This is a genomic window from Myceligenerans pegani, from assembly GCF_014892515.1.
Taxonomy (GTDB): Bacteria; Actinomycetota; Actinomycetes; order Actinomycetales; family Cellulomonadaceae; genus Myceligenerans; species Myceligenerans pegani.
Genome location: NZ_JADBGR010000084.1, coordinates 78,944 through 94,624, shown reverse-complemented (window position 1 = coordinate 94,624; position 15,681 = coordinate 78,944). Strand labels below are relative to the sequence as shown.

Here is a 15,681-nt window from a genome sequence, read left to right as displayed (position 1 = left end):
TCACCGGCCCTCGGACCGGCGCCGCGAGACCGCCCAGCAGACCGCCACGGTGATCGCGACGGCCGCGATCTGGCCGGCCAGGACGATCCGGCCCACATCCACGGCGGGCACCCAGCGGGCTCCGTCGTCGTCGATCTCGAAGACGCCCGCGGGCTCGCCGCGGCGGCCGAACCCGACGCCCCCGCCGCCGCCCTCGGGGCCGCCCTCGTGGTCCTCCGCGCCGCCGCCACCACCGCCGCCCGCGCCGTTCCAGATGCGCGCGACGGGGATCACGAGCTTCCCGTCGCGCTCGTACGCCTCGCCGAAGACCTGCCGCACGCCGAACTGCTCGGCCGCGGCGTCGGTGATGCGAGTCAGATCGGGCACATATCTCATGGCGCCACGCTATCGGCGGGCGCGCCCCCCGGCCAGGGCACCACCGGCACGCCGGACGGGACACGCCGCACGGGGACGACGCCGCAATCGGCGCAGCGGGTCAGCGCTGCGCGCGGCTGCTCGCGTAGAGACAGACCGCCGCCGCGGTCGCCAGGTTGAGCGACTCCGCTCTCCCGCGGATGGGCACCCGGACCACGGCGTCCGCCAGCGCGCGGTCCGCCTCCGGCAGCCCCCACGCCTCGTTGCCGAACACCCACGCGGTCGGGCCCGCCAGGTCCGGCTTCCGTCCCTGCCCGGCGGTGTCCTGCAGCTCGTCCAGGTCGTGCTCACCCGCGCCGTCCGCGGCCAGCACCTGGCACCCCGTCGCACGGAGCCGCGCGACGACGTCGGCCAGCGACCGGCCCGTCACGACCGGCAGGTGGAACAGCGAGCCCGCCGTCGCGCGCACGACTTTCGGGTTGTGCACGTCGACGCTCTCGCCGGCGAGGATCACCGCGTCGGCCCCGGCGGCGTCGGCGGCACGGATCACCGTCCCGGCGTTGCCCGGGTCGCGGACGTTGGACAGGATCGCGACCAGCCGAGCCGCCGGGAGCGCGGCGCCGGCCTCGTCATGCCCCGAGCGCAGCACCGCAAGCACGCCCTGCGCGTCCGGGCTCATCGCCGCCAGCACCTCGGGCGTGGCGACGTGGATCCGGAGCGTCCCGGCGGTGGACCCGGTGCGGGCGGCCTGCCCGGCGGCGTTGTCCTTCGCCGCGTCCACGATCTCGGGGTACCGCTCGGCGGCGGCGGCAGTGAGATAGACGTCGCGGACCGTCCCGTCGGGCGCCCAGCGCACCGCCTCGCGCACGCCCTGCGGCCCCTCCACCAGGAACAGCCCGTGCCGTGAGCGCGCCGAACGCCCGGACAGGGCCCGCACCTGCCTGACGCGATCCGCCCGCGGATTCGCGAGCGTCACGTCGAAGGTGCTGGGCGCCGTCCGGGCGTCCGGGTGGTTCTCGGTCAACCTCAGGCCGCGGCCGGGGCGTTGACGTCCGCCGGGAGGGCGTCCTTCGCGACCTGGACGAGCGCGTTGAACGCGGCCACGTCGTTCACCGCGAGCTCGGCGAGCATGCGGCGGTCGACCTCGACACCGGCGGCCTTGAGGCCCTGGATGAGGCGGTTGTAGGTGAGGCCCTGCGCGCGGGAGGCCGCGTTGATGCGCTGGATCCACAGCTTGCGGAAGTCGCCCTTGCGCGCCTTCCGGTCGCGGTAGCTGTAGACCAGCGAGTGGGTGACCTGCTCCTTCGCCTTGCGGTAGAGGCGCGAGCGCTGGCCGCGATAACCGCTGGCCCGCTCGAGGGTCGTACGACGCTTCTTCTGGGCGTTGACCGCCCGCTTCACGCGTGCCACGTGTAGCTCCTTGTGTCCTTCGGGCTGGAAGTGGTCCGGGGCGCCGTCGTCTCAGGCGCCGGGCGGGTCACTTGCCGAGCAGCTTCTTGATCTTCTTGACGTCGGCCTGGGCGACCGGCTGGTCCATCGCCAGACGGCGGGTGCGCTTGGTCGGCTTGTGCTCGGCGTAGTGGCGGCGCATCGCCTGCTCGCGCATGACCCGGCCGCTCCCGGTGATCCGGAACCGCTTCTTGGCACCGGAGTGCGTCTTGTTCTTCGGCATGACTGCCGTCTCTCCTCATGTCGGCCGGGCCCGCCGGGCCCGGCACTGCGTACCGGGCCCGGTGAGGCGGTCCCGGTGTCAGGGTGGTCTGTGGTTGTCGCTCAGCCCTTGCGTGGCGCACGCGGCTTCGGCGCGGCCGGCTTGGGAGCCGCGGGCTTCGCGGCGGGCTTCGGCACGGCAGGCTTGGCGGTCGCCGGCTTCGAGGTAGCCGGCTTCGGCGCGGCCGCCGGCTTCGCGGCGGCGGGCTTCGGCGCCGGTGCCGTGCGCGGCCTCGGCGCGGGCTTCCTGGTGTCCGGCTCCGGGGCCGCCGCGGCGGGCGCGGAGGCCGGACCCGACGACGCGGCCGGGGTCCTCGCCGTGTCCTCGGCCGGAGACTCGGTCTCCGCCGCCGCTGCCGCCTCGGCCGCCTCCGCGGCACGGCGCGCCTGGGACTTGCTCAGCTTCTCGTGACCGCGCTGCTTCGTCGGACGCTCGGTCTTGGTCTCGGCCTTCTTCTTGACCGGACCGAGGACCATCGTCATGTTGCGACCGTCCTGCTTCGGCATGGACTCGACGAAGCCCAGTTCCACGACGTCGTCCGCCAGCCGCTCGAGCAGGCGCCGGCCCATCTCCGGACGGGACTGCTCACGGCCGCGGAACATGATCATGACCTTGACCTTGTCGCCCGCCGAGAGGAACCGCTCCACGTGACCCTTCTTGGTCTCGTAGTCGTGCGGATCGATCTTCAGCCGGAAACGGATCTCCTTGAGGATCGTGTTCGTCTGGTTCCGCCGCGCCTCACGCGCCTTCATGTCGGACTCGTACTTGTACTTGCCGAAGTCCATGAGCTTGGCGACGGGCGGCCGGCTGTTCGGGGCGACCTCGACGAGGTCGAGGTCAGCGTCCTGGGCAAGCTTCAGGGCGACTGCCGTGGCAACTACGCCGACCTGCTCCCCGCCCGGGCCGATGAGCCGGACCTCGGGAACACGGATCCGGTCGTTGATGCGAGGCTCGCTGATGGTGATGCTCCTAGGAAGTTGCAGGTGGACCACCAGGAACGAGAAGGGCCCCCGCCCTGAGCACAAGCGGAGGCCATCACGGGTGGGGAGCCGCACGATGCACGAACACGACTGCCCGACCGGGACCCGGACACTGTTGGCGCATGGCGCTCGGTGGCGACTCGGGTGGGATGGGATCCACTTGGTGCACCCGGGGAGCGAGTCCCCGGGTCGGTCGCTGACCAGATTAGCACGCACGACCCCGGCCGTCCCAGCGCGGGCGCTGTGACGCGCGGCTCACGAGGCGGCGGCCCCGGCGGCACCATCCGCCCGGGCCTCTCACCGCCCTCAGCGCGCCCGGCCTCGCGAACGTCGACGTCCGGACGTCACCTTCCGAGGGTCCCTTGTGAACGTCACCTCGCGAACACTACTGAAGCGCTTCAGTGGCGAGCGTATCGCGCCACGGATGAAAAGATGGGTCCATGAGCACCACCAGCGAGAAGAACGCCGGCGACGCGACCCGCGACATCGCCGACGTCGCGGCCGTCGAGGTCATCACCACCGCGGCGGTCCACCTGATGAGCGCCGCCGCCGTGAAGTGCGGCCTGGCCGAGGGCGACGACGCGAGCGAGCACCTCGACCTCGACGAGGCCCGCAAGCTCATCACGGCGCTGGCCGCGCTGGTGACGGCGTCGGCCCCCGACATCGGCAACCAGCACGCGCGCTCCCTGCGCGACGGCCTGCGCTCGCTCCAGCTCGCGTTCCGCGAGGCCTCCGTCATCCCCGACGCACCGGGCGACGGACCGGGCGAGAAGTACACCGGCTCCGTCGTCTGACCTCCACGGCGTCCGACCTCCTCGACGTCGGCTGACCCGTCCGCGACCGAAGTAGGCCCATGACCACGACTCCTCCCGTCCCGCCGCCCACCGGGTACAGCTCGCCGCCCCCGCCGTCCGGAGCGGGCGGGCCGAGACACCGGGCCGGCGCCGCGCCATGGCTCGCCGCGGTGCTGGTCCTGGCGCTCGTGCTCGCCGGCTATCTCTGGGTGACCACGACGCAGTGGCAACGCACCGCCGGGGAGTGGGAGGCGGAGGCGCATCGCTACGCCTCCGAGGCCGCGACCCTGGAGCAGCAGCTCGACGGCGCGAACGCGGAGCTCGCCGCCGCCCGCGATCAACTGGCCACCGCGACCGGCAGGATCAGCGAGCTCGCCAACGAGAAGGCGCAGCTCGGGGACGAGAACGTGGCGTCCCGGCAGCACCTCGACTACCAGGCACGCGTCAGCGAGGCGGCCGCCAAGGTCGCCGTCGCCCTCGGCCAGTGCGTGGACGCGCAGGATCAGCTCATCGGCTACCTGGAGGACGCCGACGCCTACGACGCCGCCGACCTGACCCGCTTCAAGAACCAGGTCGGCGACCTCTGCGACAAGGCGAGCGACGCCAACGACGCGCTGCAGCAGGAGCTCGCGTCGTGAGGCGCGGCACGCGCCCCGCCGCCGTGCTCGCCGCACTGATCGCCGTCACCACCGCCGGATGTGGCGTGCTGCCCCCGCTGCCCGAGCCGGTACCGAGCGAGATCGTCCCGTCGCCCGTGGCCGGCCTGGAGCCGGCCGAGGACAGCGACTCGATCTCGCCGGACGGGTTCGACGCCGTGCAGCGGATGGCCGTGCGCGTGCGCAACGTGGGGTGCGACGAGTTGTCGACCGGGTCGGGCTTCGCCATCGACGAGTACACCCTCATCACGAACAAGCACGTGGTGGCGGACAGCGACAACCTCCAGGTCAGCACCTACGACGGCCGTGACATCGACGTCGGCACGGCCGCGACGGCGGGGCTGGCGGACCTCGCGATCGTCCGCACCCGCGACCCGCTGCCCTCCTACCCCGTGCTCGCGGAGTCGGACCCGGAGCAGGGCGACGACGTGACGATCGCGGGCTACCCGTCCGGCGGGGAGCTGACCATCTCCTCGGGGCGCGTGATCGGCTCGACCCGGGATCCCCTGAACGCCAACCTCGGCGAGGTACTCGTCACGGACGCGAAGGTGGAGCCGGGCTCGTCCGGCTCGGCGGCGCTGGACGACCAGGGCCGGGTGATCGGCGTCGTGTACGCGAAGACCGCCGACGACGACAGCCTGCTCGTCCCGATCTCCACCGTGCGGGAGATGCTGGCCGACGCCGCGGCGTTCGAGGACGTCGCGACCTGCGCGGGACCGTGAGACCTGCGCGGGGCGCCTGGACGCGCGCAGTGCCGTCCGGCCGGCAGCTAGCGCGCCGCGCCGATGCGCAGCTCCAGCGAGTCGACCCGCCGCGAGATCACGTCGGAGGCGCCGAGCCGGGCGTTGACCTGCGCGAGGACGGCGTCGAGCCCGGCCCGGTCGAGTCCGGGATCGAGCGCCAGCACCACCGCGACCTCGGCCTTGCGACCCGGCTCCGCGTGCGCGCGCACCACATGCTGCACCGGCGCCGCCGCCACGGTCACGGACTCCGCGACCTCGCGCTCCACCCGCAGGCCGTCCTCGGTCGCCTCGAGCGCCGGGCGCCACCGCTCCCCCTGCGCCAGCGCCCAGACGGCGGGCCGCGGCACCAGCACGGTCACGGGACCGCCCGGATCGACGACCAGCAGCGACCAGTCCTCGTTCACCGCCGACAGCGCGGCGCGAGCCGCCTCGACCGGAACCGGACGGGCGTCCGCGCGCCACGCGGACATCGCCGCCACCGACGTGAACACCGGCAGCGCCTTGCGGCCGTCGGGCGCCCGGAGGGCCACCACGCCGGACGACGCCTCCTTGTCGACGTGCAGCGTCCGCCCCTCCGGACCCGCGACGTCCTCCCCCACCGCGAGCTCGGCCAGCACGGGTACGAGCACGCGCGTGTCCGCGAGGCGCGCCACGACGTCCGCCAGCGGGACGGCGCCCGTGGAGTGCAGCGCCAGCAGGCGCGTGAGCTCGGCGTCGGCCGAGCCGTCGTCGCCGGCGAACTGGCTCGTGGGCTGGATCGAGCGGCCCCCGGTCACGGCCGGCCCGCCACGTCCAGCGCCTCGGGCAGCGTGAACGCCCCCGCGTACAGCGCCTTCCCGACGACGGCGCCCTCGATCGCGGCCCCCGAGGGCGTCCGCAGGGCCCGCAGGGCGCGCAGGTCGTCCAGGGAGGAGATCCCGCCCGACGCCACGACCCGCGCGGGTGTCCGCTCGGCGACGTCCGCCAGCAGATCCAGGTTCGGGCCGCGGAGCGTGCCGTCCTTCGTCACGTCCGTGACGACGTAGCGCGCGCAGCCCGCCTCGTCGAGGCGTCCGAGCACCTCGTACAGGTCACCGCCCTCGCGCGTCCAGCCGCGCGCCGCGAGCGTCGTGCCACGCACGTCCAGGCCGACGGCGACGCGGTCGCCGTGCTCCGCGATGACCTTGGCCGTCCAGGCGGGATCCTCCAGCGCCGCCGTGCCGAGGTTGACGCGGCGTGCCCCGGTCGCGAGCGCCCGGGCGAGCGACGCGTCGTCGCGGATCCCGCCCGACAGCTCCACCTGCACGTCCAGCCGCCCGACGACGTCGGCCAGCAGTTCCGCGTTCGAACCGCGCCCGAAGGCGGCGTCGAGGTCCACCAGATGGATCCACTCGGCTCCCCCGCTCTGCCAGTCGAGCGCGGCCGCGAGCGGGTCGCCGTAGGAGGTCTCGGAGCCGGCCTCGCCCTGCACGAGGCGAACGGCCTGGCCGTCCGCCACGTCGACGGCGGGCAGCAGCACCAGTCGGTCTGTCATCGGTAATCCTGTCTGACTGACCATCCGATCATGGTCCGTCTGATCGTCGGTGTACGACGGCGGTCCGTGGTCCGCCCCGTACGGAACGGACCACGGACGCCGTCGTCGGACATGGCACGACCGCGGCGCTCAGCCGAGGCCGCGGACCCAGTTCTCCAGGAGCCGGGCTCCGGCGTCGCCGGATTTCTCGGGGTGGAACTGCGTCGCCGACAGCGGCCCGTCCTCGACGGCGGCGACGAATCGCGTGCCGTGTCCGGGCGTGCCCGCGTGCGCCCAGGTGACCAGGGGCGGCCGGAAGCGCGGGTCGGCGAACGCGTCGTGGCCCCGCGTGAAGGTCTGCGCGGCGTACGAGTGCACGAAGTAGAAGCGTTCCTGCTCGACTCCCTCGAAGAGCCGTGATCCCTCCGGAGCCTCGATCCGTGCCCAGCCCATGTGGGGCACCACGGGGGCGTCGAGCCGCTCGACGGCCCCGGGCCACTCCCCCATGCCCTCGGCGCGCTCGCCGTGCTCCACCCCGGCGTCGAACAGGATCTGCATACCGACGCAGATGCCGAGCACGGGACGGCCACCCGCGATGCGGCGGCCGATCACCTCGTGGCCCCGCACCTTCCGCAGGCCCGCCATGCAGGCGGCGAAGGCGCCCACGCCGGGCACCACCAGGCCGTCCGCGTCCTGGGCGGCGGCCCGGTCGGCGGTGAGCGTCACCTCGGCGCCCACCCGTTCCAAGGCCCGCGTGGCCGAGCGGACGTTGCCGAAGCCGTAGTCGAGGACGACGACGCGCGAGCCCATCAGACGTCGTCCCGCTTGCCGGGCTTGCCGCGGCTCGCCCGGCGGGCCTTGCGCGCGGCCGAGGCCAGCATACGCATCGCCTTCACCCGGCCGATCGAGCCGGAGGCCACGACGCCCTCGAGGTCCGCCACCTTCGCGTAGCCGGTCAGCACGTCCTCGACCGTCTGCGGGGCGCCGCCGAGCAGCAGCGCCGGGGAGATCTCGTCCCCGCGCTCGCCGTCGGACCAGCGGACGCATGTCAGCTGCTCGCCCTTGCGCGTCACCTGGACCAGGGGGACGCCGCGCACGACCTGCGACAGCGCGGCCGCGGCCGCGTCGGGGCCGCCCCCTGTCGGGTCGCGCAGCACGGCGAGCGCCCCGACCTCGGTGGGTACCGCGTCGAGGTCCAGCCCGGCCAGCGACGCGGCCGCGGCGAGCGGCTCGGCACCCGCGATCTGCGTGATCAGGACGGCCATGTCCGGTTCGGACGAGGGCTGGGTGAGCTCTGACAGGTCGTCCGGGACCTCGATGCCGAGGTCGTCGAGCGAGCTCAGGTCGTCGGGGACGGCGGGGAACTCCGGTTCGTTCTCGCCGGGGTCGCCTACGGGACGGGGTGTGTCGGTCATGGGCGTTACAGCGCACCCTTCGTGGACGGGATGCCCTCGACGCGCGGATCGCGCGCGACGGCGGCGCGCAGGGCACGCGCCAGGGCCTTGAACTGGGCTTCGACGATGTGGTGGGGATCGCGGCCGGCGAGCACGCGCACGTGCAGGGTGACGTGGGCGTGGTGCGCCAGCGACTCCAGGACGTGCCGGGTGAGGCTGCCCGTGAAGTGGCCGCCGATCAGGTGGTACTCCTGGCCTGCGGGCTCGCCCTCGTGCACGAGGTACGGGCGGCCGGAGACGTCGACCACGGCGAGCGCGAGCGCCTCGTCCAGGGGGACCGTGGCGTCGCCGTAGCGGGCGATGCCGTGCTTGTCGCCGAGCGCCTGGCGCAGCGCCTGTCCGAGGCAGATCGCGACGTCCTCGACGGTGTGGTGGGCGTCGACGTGCGTGTCGCCGTCGGCGTGGACGGTCAGGTCGATCAGCGAGTGCTTGCCGAGCGCGGTGAGCATGTGGTCGTAGAAGGGCACGCCCGTGGCGATGTCGGTGCGGCCCGCGCCGTCGAGGTCGAGCTCGACGGTGACCTTCGACTCGGAGGTGGCGCGCTCGATGCGGGCGGTACGCGGGGCCGGGCCGGGCGGAGGGGCCTGAGCGGCCGGCGACGACGGTTCGGCGGGCATCATGCGGTCTCCTCGGTCACGTGCGTGAGGTCTTCGAGCACATCCGTGAGGGCGTCACGGAACGCGGTGTTCTCCTCCGGCGTGCCGACGGACACGCGGAGCCAGCCGTCCGGGCCCGTCTCGCGGATCAGCACGCCGCGATCCAGCAGGCCCTGCCAGACGGCGTGCCGGTCGGCGAAGGTGCCGAACAGGGCGAAGTTGGCGTCGGAGTCGGCGACGCGGAGCGGGACGCCGTCGGGGCCGTGCTGCTCCCGCAGCCAGGCGACGAGCCGGTCACGTTCCCCGCGCAGGCTGCCGATCTGCGCCATCAGCGCGTCGCGGTGCCGCAGCGCCGCTCGCGCGACCGCCTGCGTGACGGCGGACAGGTGGTAGGGCAGGCGCACCACGCGCAGCGCGTCCACCAGGTGCGGCTGGGCGGCGAGGTAGCCGACGCGGGCGCCCGCCAGTGCGAACGCCTTGGACATGGTGCGGGTGACGGCGAGGTTGGGGTGGCGGGCCAGGAGACCGACGGCGCTGGGCGTGCCCGCGCGGCGGAACTCGGCGTAGGCCTCGTCCACGACGACGACGGCGGGGGTGGCCGGGGCCACGGCGGACGCGGCGTCGAGGACCGCCTCGACGGTGCTCAGCGGCAGCGCGGTGCCGGTCGGGTTGTTGGGGCTGGCCAGCAGGATCACGGACGGGCGGTGCTCGGCGATCGCGGCGGCGGCCTTGACCGGGTCGACGGTGAAGTCGTCCTCGCGGCGGGCCGTGACCCAGCGGGTGTGGGTGTCGCGAGCGTACTCCGGGTACATCGAATAGGTGGGCGCGAACGACAGCGCGGTGCGTCCCGGCCCGCCGAACGCCTGCAGCAGGTGGAGCATCACCTCGTTGGAGCCGTTGGCCGCCCAGACCGAGAAGGGCCCCATCGGCACGCCGGACTCGAGCTCGAGGTAGTCCGCCAGCTCCTCGCGCAGCGCGGCGAAGTCGCGGTCCGGGTAGCGGTTGAGCGAGGCCGCCGCGCCGGCGACCTCGCCGGCGATCGTCTCGACGACCTCGGGGGCCGGCGGGTACGGGTTCTCGTTCACGTTGAGCAGCACCGGGACGTCGAGCTGCGGGGCGCCGTACGGCTGCTCGTGCGCGAGCTCGGGCCGGATCGGCAGGCCCCCGAACGGGGCGGGTCCGCCGGGCGCCGCGGCGCCGGACGACCGGGTCTCGGTGCGGGATGCGATCACCGGGTCAGTCTACGGAAGGGGGCCGACACGGCCGCGCGGGAGTCCGCCCAGCGGGCGGCGCTCCCGCCCGCCGGCTCTCCTTGCCACCGCCTCGCCATGTGCCCGGCTTGCCATGTGCCCGGCTTGCCACGTACCCGGCTTGTCACGTGCCCGGCTACGACGTCACCACGTCGTCGCCGTCGACGACGACCGCGATCTCCGGGAGCGGCTCGGGCGCGGGGCCCGCGAGGACCGCCGCGTCGGTCAGCGCGTAGCGCGAGCCGTGACACGGGCAGGCGAGCTCGCCGTCCCCCGGCGCGACCGTGCAGCCCTGATGGGTGCAGATTGCGCTGAACGCGTGGATCTCGCCCTCGACCGGCTGCGTGACGAGGACCTCCTGGCCGTCGATCGTGGCGGACACGGCCCCGCCGACCGGGACGTCCGCGAGCGGGACGACGACGCCGTCCGTCCCTCCGCCCGTCCCCTGCCCGGCCCCGGACGTCGCGGCCGGCTCCTCGCCGCCCCCCGAGCAGGCGGCGAGCGCCACCCCACCCACCAAGGTTCCGGAGGTGACGCCCGCCCGGCGCAGGATCTCGCGGCGGGTCATGTCGGTCGCCCCTGCGCGTTCCGCCATCTCCCTCACCTTTCGCCGTCGTCGTTCGGAGAGGTCGTCCGGAGAGACGCCCTGGCGTAGCGGCGCCGCTTTCGGCACCATGTCGATCATGGACCCGTCACCGCACGACACGCCAGCGATGGACCAGGACAGGTCTCCCGTCTCGACCGTCTGGCGGTGGTTCGGCGCGGCGGGCGTGTTCGTCTCCGCGATGGTCCACCTCGTCCTCTGGTTCGAGGGATACCGCGACATCGACGTCGTCGGCCCGATGTTCGTGCTCAACGCCGTGGGCGGTGTGATCCTGACCGCGGCGATCATCGTGTGGCGCCACTGGCTGCCACTGATCGGCGGGATCGGGTTCGGGCTCCTGACGCTGACGGCGTACCTCCTGTCGGCCACGGTCGGGTTCTTCGGGGTGCTGTCGCCCTTCGAGTTCGCCGGAACGCCGGAGATCATCGCGGCGATGGCGGACGTGACGGCGATCGTGGGCTCGGGCATGGCGCTCCTGCGCGAGCGGACGACGACGTAGGACACGCCGACCCGGGACACGTCGCGGGCGGGACGACGCCGGCGGGATACGCCGGGGCGGGACGGCGGCCGACGTAGACACGACGTCGCGCCGAACCGCCGCGGCGGCCGCCGCGCGCCAGGTTTTCCACAGCCCGGGCGGCGCGCACCGCACGCGTGTCGGTGGTGGCCCCTACGATCGACGGCGTGACCAACGATCCCTTCGCAGACCTTCCGTTCACCGTGGAGGAGCCGCCGGACGACGACGCCGTTCTCGTCGAGCTCGGTGAGCCCGCGCTGCCGCCGTCGGCCCGGAACACCCCTGAGGCCCAGGCGGCCAGGCTGCAGATGCTGCGCGGCATGCTCGAGGAGGCGGGCGGGTCGAGCGGTGGCGCCGTCGCCGCGAGGGCCGACGAAGCGGGGGCGGACGACGGCGAGGCGCCGGGCGCGCACATGGGCGCGGTCGCAGAGAGCCGGGCCTCCGCCGAGCCGGGGCCGGGGGACGAGCCGACGACGCACGGGGCACCGGGGCGCGACGAGGGCGAGGGCGAAGGGACACTGCACGACCAGGCCGGGCACGACCAGGCCGGGCACGAGCACACGGCACACGACGAGCCGCGGCCTCGCGCGGCAGCGGTCGCCATGGCCCCGGTGACCGCGGCTCGAGGTGCCGGGCTGCGGGAGGAGGCGGAGACGGCGCTGCGGGCGCTCGTCGGCCGGGAGGACGCCGCGCTGCGGGAGGATCAGTGGCGCGCGATCGAGGCGCTGGCCGCGTTCCGGCGCCGCGCCCTGGTGGTGCAGCGCACGGGCTGGGGCAAGTCGGCCGTGTACTTCGTGGCGACGAAGCTGCTGCGGGCCCGGGGCGCGGGTCCCACGGTGATCGTCTCCCCGCTGCTGGCGCTCATGCGCGATCAGATCGCCGCCGCCGAGCGTGCCGGGATCCGTGCGGTGACGATCAACTCGTCCAACGTCACGGAGTGGGACCAGATCCACGCCGACATCGCCGCCGGCGCCGTGGACGTGCTGCTGTGCTCTCCCGAGCGGCTGAACAACCCGGCGTTCCGCGACGACGTGCTGCCCCGCCTGGCGGCCGATGCCGGGCTCGTGGTCATCGACGAGGCACACTGCATCTCCGATTGGGGGCACGACTTCCGGCCGGACTACCGGCGCATCCGCACGCTCCTGGCCGACCTGCCGCCGGGTATCCCGGTGCTCGCCACGACGGCGACGGCGAACCGGCGCGTCACCGACGACGTCGCCGAGCAGCTCGGCGTGACCGGAGGCACCGGCGCGAGCGGGCACGTCGGCACGACGGACGGCGAGAGCGGGCCGGTGGCCGCCGGACCGCGCGAGGACGTGCTCGTGCTGCGGGGGCCGCTGGAGCGCGAGTCGCTGCACCTCGCGGTCCTGGAGCTGGGCGACCAGCCCACTCGGGTGGCGTGGCTGGCGCAGACACTGCAGGACGTCGACGGCTCGGGCATCGTCTACTGCCTGACCGTATCGGCGGCGGAGCAGGTCGCCGACCAGCTCCGTGCGGCGGGCCTGGCCGTGGCCGCCTACACCGGGCGCACGGAGCCCGCGCAGCGCGAGCTGCTCGAGGCCGATCTCAAGGAGAACCGTGTCAAGGCGCTCGTCGCCACGTCCGCCCTGGGCATGGGTTTCGACAAGCCGGATCTGGCGTTCGTGGTGCATCTCGGGGCTCCCTCGTCCCCGATCGCGTACTACCAGCAGGTCGGCCGGGCCGGGCGCGGTGTCGACCAGGCCGTCGTGGTCCTGCTGCCCGGCCACGAGGACAAGGCCATCTGGGACTGGTTCGGCGCGCAGGCGTTCCCCGCGGAGCCGCAGGTGCGCGCCACGCTGGACGCGCTGCGACAGGCCGGGGCGCCGCTGTCGACGGCCGCGCTGGAGACGCACGTCGATCTCAAGCGTTCCCGCCTGGAGACCATGCTCAAGGTGCTCGACGTCGACGGCGCGGTACGCCGGGTCAGGGGCGGCTGGGAGTCGACCGGCCGGGAGTGGGCCTACGACCGCGAGCGCTACGAGCGGGTCGCCGCGACCCGGGCCGCCGAGCAGCAGGCGATGGTCAACTACGTCGCCACGCCGGGCTGCCGCATGGCGTATCTGCGGGCCCAGTTGGACGACCCGGATCTCACCCGGGACTGGACGTGCGGGCGCTGCGACCGGTGCGGCGGCGTCGACCTGCCCGAGCCGCCGGACCCGGAGGCCGTCACCGAGGCGCGCGCCGAGATGGACCGGCCGGGCACGCCGGTCGAGGCTCGCCGGATGTGGCCCAGCGGTCTGTCGACCCTCGGGCTGGATCTGCGCGGGAAGATCCCCGGGGAGGAGCAGGCCGAGCCGGGGCGCGCGATCGCCCGGCTGGACGGGCTCGGCTGGTCCGGACCGCTGCGTGAACTGTTCGGTCCCGGCACGTCCGACGGGGAGCTGCCGGTGCCTCTGCGACGTGCGGCGGCGCGCGTCCTGGACGAGTGGCCCGCGCTCCGGGAGCCCGCGGGGCAGAGCGCCGGCGAGGACGCCGGCGGTAACGGGACCGGGGCGCCGGGCGACGCATCGAGCGTCGCCGGTGAACCCGGTGCGACCGGTGCCGGCCTCCTCGTCGAGGGCGTGGTCGGTGTGCGGTCGGTGACACGCCCGCAGCTGTCGTACCACCTGGCCACCGGACTGGCGGCGTATCTCGGGGTGCCCATGATCGGCGCCGTCGGCCCCGCCGCCGGCCACGATGCACCCGCCAGGCACGACGTGAACTCGGCGATGCGGCTCGCGGGGGTCGCCCGGCGCCTCGAACTGCAGCTCGGCGAGGCGGCGCTGCGCGGTCTGCCGGGCCGCACGGTGCTCCTGGTCGACGACTACACGGACTCCGGCTGGACCCTCACGGTCGCGGCGCGGCTGCTCCGGCAGGCGGGGGCCGCCCGGGTACTGCCGTTCGTGCTGGGAATCCGCTGACTCCGGGGCCCTCCGGACGTGGTGGCCCAGGGTGCCGGGCACCGGCCGAGAACCATGCGGCCCTTCCCGTCGCGGACGGGAGGTGCCGCATGCCCCTCGGCGGATGGTCTCGACGGCGGTTGGTCGCGACGGCGGACCGTCCCGGGCGGCCGGTGAGCCCGTCATCCCGGCGGGCCCACCGCCCGGCCTCGGCGCCTACCGGCCCTGGAGCGCCTTGACGTTGTCGCCGAAGGTCCAGCCGCGTGACCCGTCCCAGTTGATCGACCAGGTCATCAGGCCCTTCAACTGCCCGTCGTACGACGAGTACGCCTCGCTGACGAGCGACGGGGGCATGTATCCGCCGCCCGCACCTTGCTGCGCGGGCAGGCCCGGCACCTGCATGTCGTACGGAAGCCGGATCGTGGTGCCCTGGATCACGAGCCCCTCGTTCAGGCAGTCGGTCTGCGCCACGAAGCCCTGGACGGTCCCGGCCGCGTAGCCGTTGCCGTCGCAGTCGTACATCTCGCCGTTGTAGTACTGCATGTTCAGCCACCAGAGCCGGCCGTTGTCGACGTACCGCTTGATGATCGGCAGGTACGCGCCCCAGATCCCGCCGTACACCACGCTCCCGCCGGTGACGTACGCGGTCTCCGGTGCCATCGTGAGGCCGAAGCCGGCCGGCATCCGTGCGAGCACGCCGTCGATGATGCGGATCAGGTTCGCCTGCTGCGTCGACGGCGTGTCGATGTCACCGCTGCCGACGAGCCCCGCTTCGATGTCGATGTCGATCCCGTCGAAGTGGTTGTCGCGGAGGATCGGCACGATGGTCTCGACGAACCGGTCGGCCACGGCCTGGCTGGTCAGGTCGATGCTCGCGGTCGCCCCGCCGATCGACAGCAGCAGTCGTGTGCCGTCCTCCTTCGCGGCGCACATCTCCGCAGGGCTCGGCACGTCCACGCCGCGGTCCATGCCGTCCTCCCACAGGGCGGTGCCGTCGGGGAGGATGACCGGGAAGGCGAGCATCGCGACGTTGTACCCGTGGTCCGTGATGCGGGGGTCGTCGATCGGGATCCAGCCCATGCCGGGGTGCACGCCGTTCGACGCGCCGTCCCAGTTCTCCCAGTAGCCCTGCAGGACCTTGCCCGCGGGCCGGCCCTGCACGCCGCACTCGGTGTCCGGCGGGTCGTCGCTCGGCGTGGGTCCCGGGTCGCTGGGCGTGGGTTCGGGATCGGAGGGCGTCGGCTCGGGGTCGCTCGGCGTCGGCTGCGGGTCGCCGTCGCAGGCGCCGTCGTCGGACCAGAGCGTCGGCGTATCCGCCGGGTTCCAGCCCGCGCCCACGTGGGCGGTGTGCGCGATGCGCGCGGTGTAGGTGTGACTCTCGTAGGTTACCTGGTCACCCAACGCGTAGGTGGTCCCCTCGGTCCAGGCGGCCGCCGTGCACTCGGCCGCCACGGCCGCTGCCACCAACCCGGGGACGACGACGGCACCCGTGGCGAGGGTGGCGGCCGCGAGGGCCGCGACGAGTAGCGGGGAACGACGGGATCTCACGACGACCACCTCTGCTTTGCGCATCCGGGCCGCGCGGGCGCTCCGGCGACCATTTGTTCAGGACGCTAGCAAGGCACGCCGG

18 protein-coding genes are annotated in these 15,681 nt (G+C 73.9%); 5 read left to right on the top strand and 13 right to left on the bottom strand.

Features of this window, described 5'->3' with window-relative positions; genetic code table 11:
* The 5 genes from IIE03_RS12295 to infC all read right to left on the bottom strand — a co-directional run bounded on the left by IIE03_RS12295 (nt 1) and on the right by infC (nt 3,057).
* Nucleotides 1–375 carry a spore germination protein GerW family protein gene (locus IIE03_RS12295; RefSeq protein WP_192863044.1) on the bottom strand — a complete coding sequence of 125 codons (375 nt, stop codon included), beginning with the start codon at nt 373–375 and terminating at the stop codon, nt 1–3.
* A gap of 100 nt (nt 376–475) precedes the next feature.
* Complete coding sequence (locus IIE03_RS12290; protein WP_192863043.1) at nt 476–1,378, bottom strand: TrmH family RNA methyltransferase; 903 nt, start codon at nt 1,376–1,378, stop codon at nt 476–478.
* Nucleotides 1,379–1,380: 2 nt separating this feature from the next.
* Nucleotides 1,381–1,764, bottom strand: a complete 384-nt coding sequence (rplT, locus tag IIE03_RS12285) for a 50S ribosomal protein L20 (RefSeq protein ID WP_192863042.1) — start codon at nt 1,762–1,764, stop codon at nt 1,381–1,383.
* Nucleotides 1,765–1,831: 67 nt separating this feature from the next.
* Entirely contained in the window at nt 1,832–2,026 is a 195-nt protein-coding gene (gene rpmI / locus IIE03_RS12280; protein ID WP_192863041.1) for a 50S ribosomal protein L35, read from the bottom strand.
* Nucleotides 2,027–2,127: 101 nt separating this feature from the next.
* The gene (gene infC / locus IIE03_RS12275; protein WP_318842955.1) at nt 2,128–3,057 is read right to left on the bottom strand and encodes a translation initiation factor IF-3; all 930 of its coding nucleotides are present in this window, start codon (nt 3,055–3,057) and stop codon (nt 2,128–2,130) included.
* 428 nt (nt 3,058–3,485) lie between these two features.
* Between infC and IIE03_RS12270 the strand changes: the two genes are divergently transcribed.
* The 3 genes from IIE03_RS12270 to IIE03_RS12260 are packed head-to-tail and all read left to right on the top strand — an operon-like array spanning nt 3,486 to nt 5,217.
* A complete protein-coding gene (locus IIE03_RS12270; protein WP_192863040.1) occupies nt 3,486–3,839 on the top strand; it encodes a DUF1844 domain-containing protein in 354 nt (117 codons plus the stop codon).
* Between the two features lie 59 nt (nt 3,840–3,898).
* A complete protein-coding gene (locus IIE03_RS12265; RefSeq protein WP_225997662.1) occupies nt 3,899–4,477 on the top strand; it encodes a hypothetical protein in 579 nt (192 codons plus the stop codon).
* On the top strand, nt 4,474–5,217 hold the full coding sequence (locus IIE03_RS12260) for a S1 family peptidase (RefSeq protein ID WP_192863039.1): 744 nt from the start codon (nt 4,474–4,476) through the stop codon (nt 5,215–5,217). Before IIE03_RS12265 ends, IIE03_RS12260 begins: the two co-directional genes overlap by 4 nt.
* Before the next feature lie 47 nt (nt 5,218–5,264).
* Here IIE03_RS12260 and IIE03_RS12255 read toward each other — a convergent pair whose 3' ends face one another.
* The 7 genes from IIE03_RS12255 to IIE03_RS12225 form a co-directional block, all read right to left on the bottom strand.
* Nucleotides 5,265–6,014 (bottom strand): SseB family protein, encoded by a 750-nt coding sequence (locus IIE03_RS12255; protein ID WP_192863038.1) that lies wholly within the window; start codon nt 6,012–6,014, stop codon nt 5,265–5,267.
* Complete coding sequence (gene priA, locus IIE03_RS12250) at nt 6,011–6,751, bottom strand: bifunctional 1-(5-phosphoribosyl)-5-((5-phosphoribosylamino)methylideneamino)imidazole-4-carboxamide isomerase/phosphoribosylanthranilate isomerase PriA (RefSeq protein ID WP_192863037.1); 741 nt, start codon at nt 6,749–6,751, stop codon at nt 6,011–6,013. The genes IIE03_RS12255 and priA overlap by 4 nt, the downstream gene beginning before the upstream one ends.
* Nucleotides 6,752–6,880: 129 nt before the next feature.
* A complete protein-coding gene (hisH, locus tag IIE03_RS12245; RefSeq protein ID WP_192863036.1) occupies nt 6,881–7,540 on the bottom strand; it encodes an imidazole glycerol phosphate synthase subunit HisH in 660 nt (219 codons plus the stop codon).
* Nucleotides 7,540–8,145 (bottom strand): hypothetical protein, encoded by a 606-nt coding sequence (locus tag IIE03_RS12240; RefSeq protein ID WP_225997661.1) that lies wholly within the window; start codon nt 8,143–8,145, stop codon nt 7,540–7,542. Before IIE03_RS12240 ends, hisH begins: the two co-directional genes overlap by 1 nt.
* A gap of 5 nt (nt 8,146–8,150) precedes the next feature.
* Entirely contained in the window at nt 8,151–8,804 is a 654-nt protein-coding gene (hisB, locus tag IIE03_RS12235) for an imidazoleglycerol-phosphate dehydratase HisB (RefSeq protein ID WP_225997660.1), read from the bottom strand.
* The gene (locus IIE03_RS12230) at nt 8,801–9,940 is read right to left on the bottom strand and encodes a histidinol-phosphate transaminase (protein WP_192863089.1); all 1,140 of its coding nucleotides are present in this window, start codon (nt 9,938–9,940) and stop codon (nt 8,801–8,803) included. Before IIE03_RS12230 ends, hisB begins: the two co-directional genes overlap by 4 nt.
* Nucleotides 9,941–10,166: 226 nt before the next feature.
* Nucleotides 10,167–10,625, bottom strand: coding sequence for a Rieske (2Fe-2S) protein (locus tag IIE03_RS12225; protein ID WP_192863035.1), 459 nt, complete (start codon nt 10,623–10,625; stop codon nt 10,167–10,169).
* A gap of 88 nt (nt 10,626–10,713) precedes the next feature.
* Between IIE03_RS12225 and IIE03_RS12220 the strand changes: the two genes are divergently transcribed.
* Both IIE03_RS12220 and IIE03_RS12215 read left to right on the top strand, forming a co-directional pair.
* Complete coding sequence (locus tag IIE03_RS12220) at nt 10,714–11,133, top strand: hypothetical protein (RefSeq protein ID WP_225997659.1); 420 nt, start codon at nt 10,714–10,716, stop codon at nt 11,131–11,133.
* 620 nt (nt 11,134–11,753) lie between these two features.
* Entirely contained in the window at nt 11,754–14,072 is a 2,319-nt protein-coding gene (locus tag IIE03_RS12215) for a RecQ family ATP-dependent DNA helicase (protein ID WP_192863088.1), read from the top strand.
* 195 nt (nt 14,073–14,267) lie between these two features.
* Here IIE03_RS12215 and IIE03_RS12210 read toward each other — a convergent pair whose 3' ends face one another.
* Nucleotides 14,268–15,599 carry a carbohydrate-binding protein gene (locus IIE03_RS12210; protein ID WP_318842953.1) on the bottom strand — a complete coding sequence of 444 codons (1,332 nt, stop codon included), beginning with the start codon at nt 15,597–15,599 and terminating at the stop codon, nt 14,268–14,270.
* Between the last annotated feature and the right edge of the window lie 82 nt (nt 15,600–15,681).

Bases quoted from the DNA above. Each gene is read 5' to 3' on its own strand.
- IIE03_RS12295 (WP_192863044.1), bottom strand. From the start codon at position 375: ATGAGATATGTGCCCGATCTGACTCGCATCACCGACGCCGCGGCCGAG.
- rpmI (WP_192863041.1), bottom strand. From the start codon at position 2,026: ATGCCGAAGAACAAGACGCACTCCGGTGCCAAGAAGCGGTTCCGGATC.
- IIE03_RS12270 (WP_192863040.1), top strand. From the start codon at position 3,486: ATGAGCACCACCAGCGAGAAGAACGCCGGCGACGCGACCCGCGACATC.
- IIE03_RS12265 (WP_225997662.1), top strand. From the start codon at position 3,899: ATGACCACGACTCCTCCCGTCCCGCCGCCCACCGGGTACAGCTCGCCG.
- priA (WP_192863037.1), bottom strand. From the start codon at position 6,751: ATGACAGACCGACTGGTGCTGCTGCCCGCCGTCGACGTGGCGGACGGC.
- hisH (WP_192863036.1), bottom strand. From the start codon at position 7,540: ATGGGCTCGCGCGTCGTCGTCCTCGACTACGGCTTCGGCAACGTCCGC.
- IIE03_RS12240 (WP_225997661.1), bottom strand. From the start codon at position 8,145: ATGACCGACACACCCCGTCCCGTAGGCGACCCCGGCGAGAACGAACCG.
- hisB (WP_225997660.1), bottom strand. From the start codon at position 8,804: ATGATGCCCGCCGAACCGTCGTCGCCGGCCGCTCAGGCCCCTCCGCCC.
- IIE03_RS12225 (WP_192863035.1), bottom strand. From the start codon at position 10,625: ATGGCGGAACGCGCAGGGGCGACCGACATGACCCGCCGCGAGATCCTG.
- IIE03_RS12220 (WP_225997659.1), top strand. From the start codon at position 10,714: ATGGACCCGTCACCGCACGACACGCCAGCGATGGACCAGGACAGGTCT.
- IIE03_RS12215 (WP_192863088.1), top strand. From the start codon at position 11,754: ATGGCCCCGGTGACCGCGGCTCGAGGTGCCGGGCTGCGGGAGGAGGCG.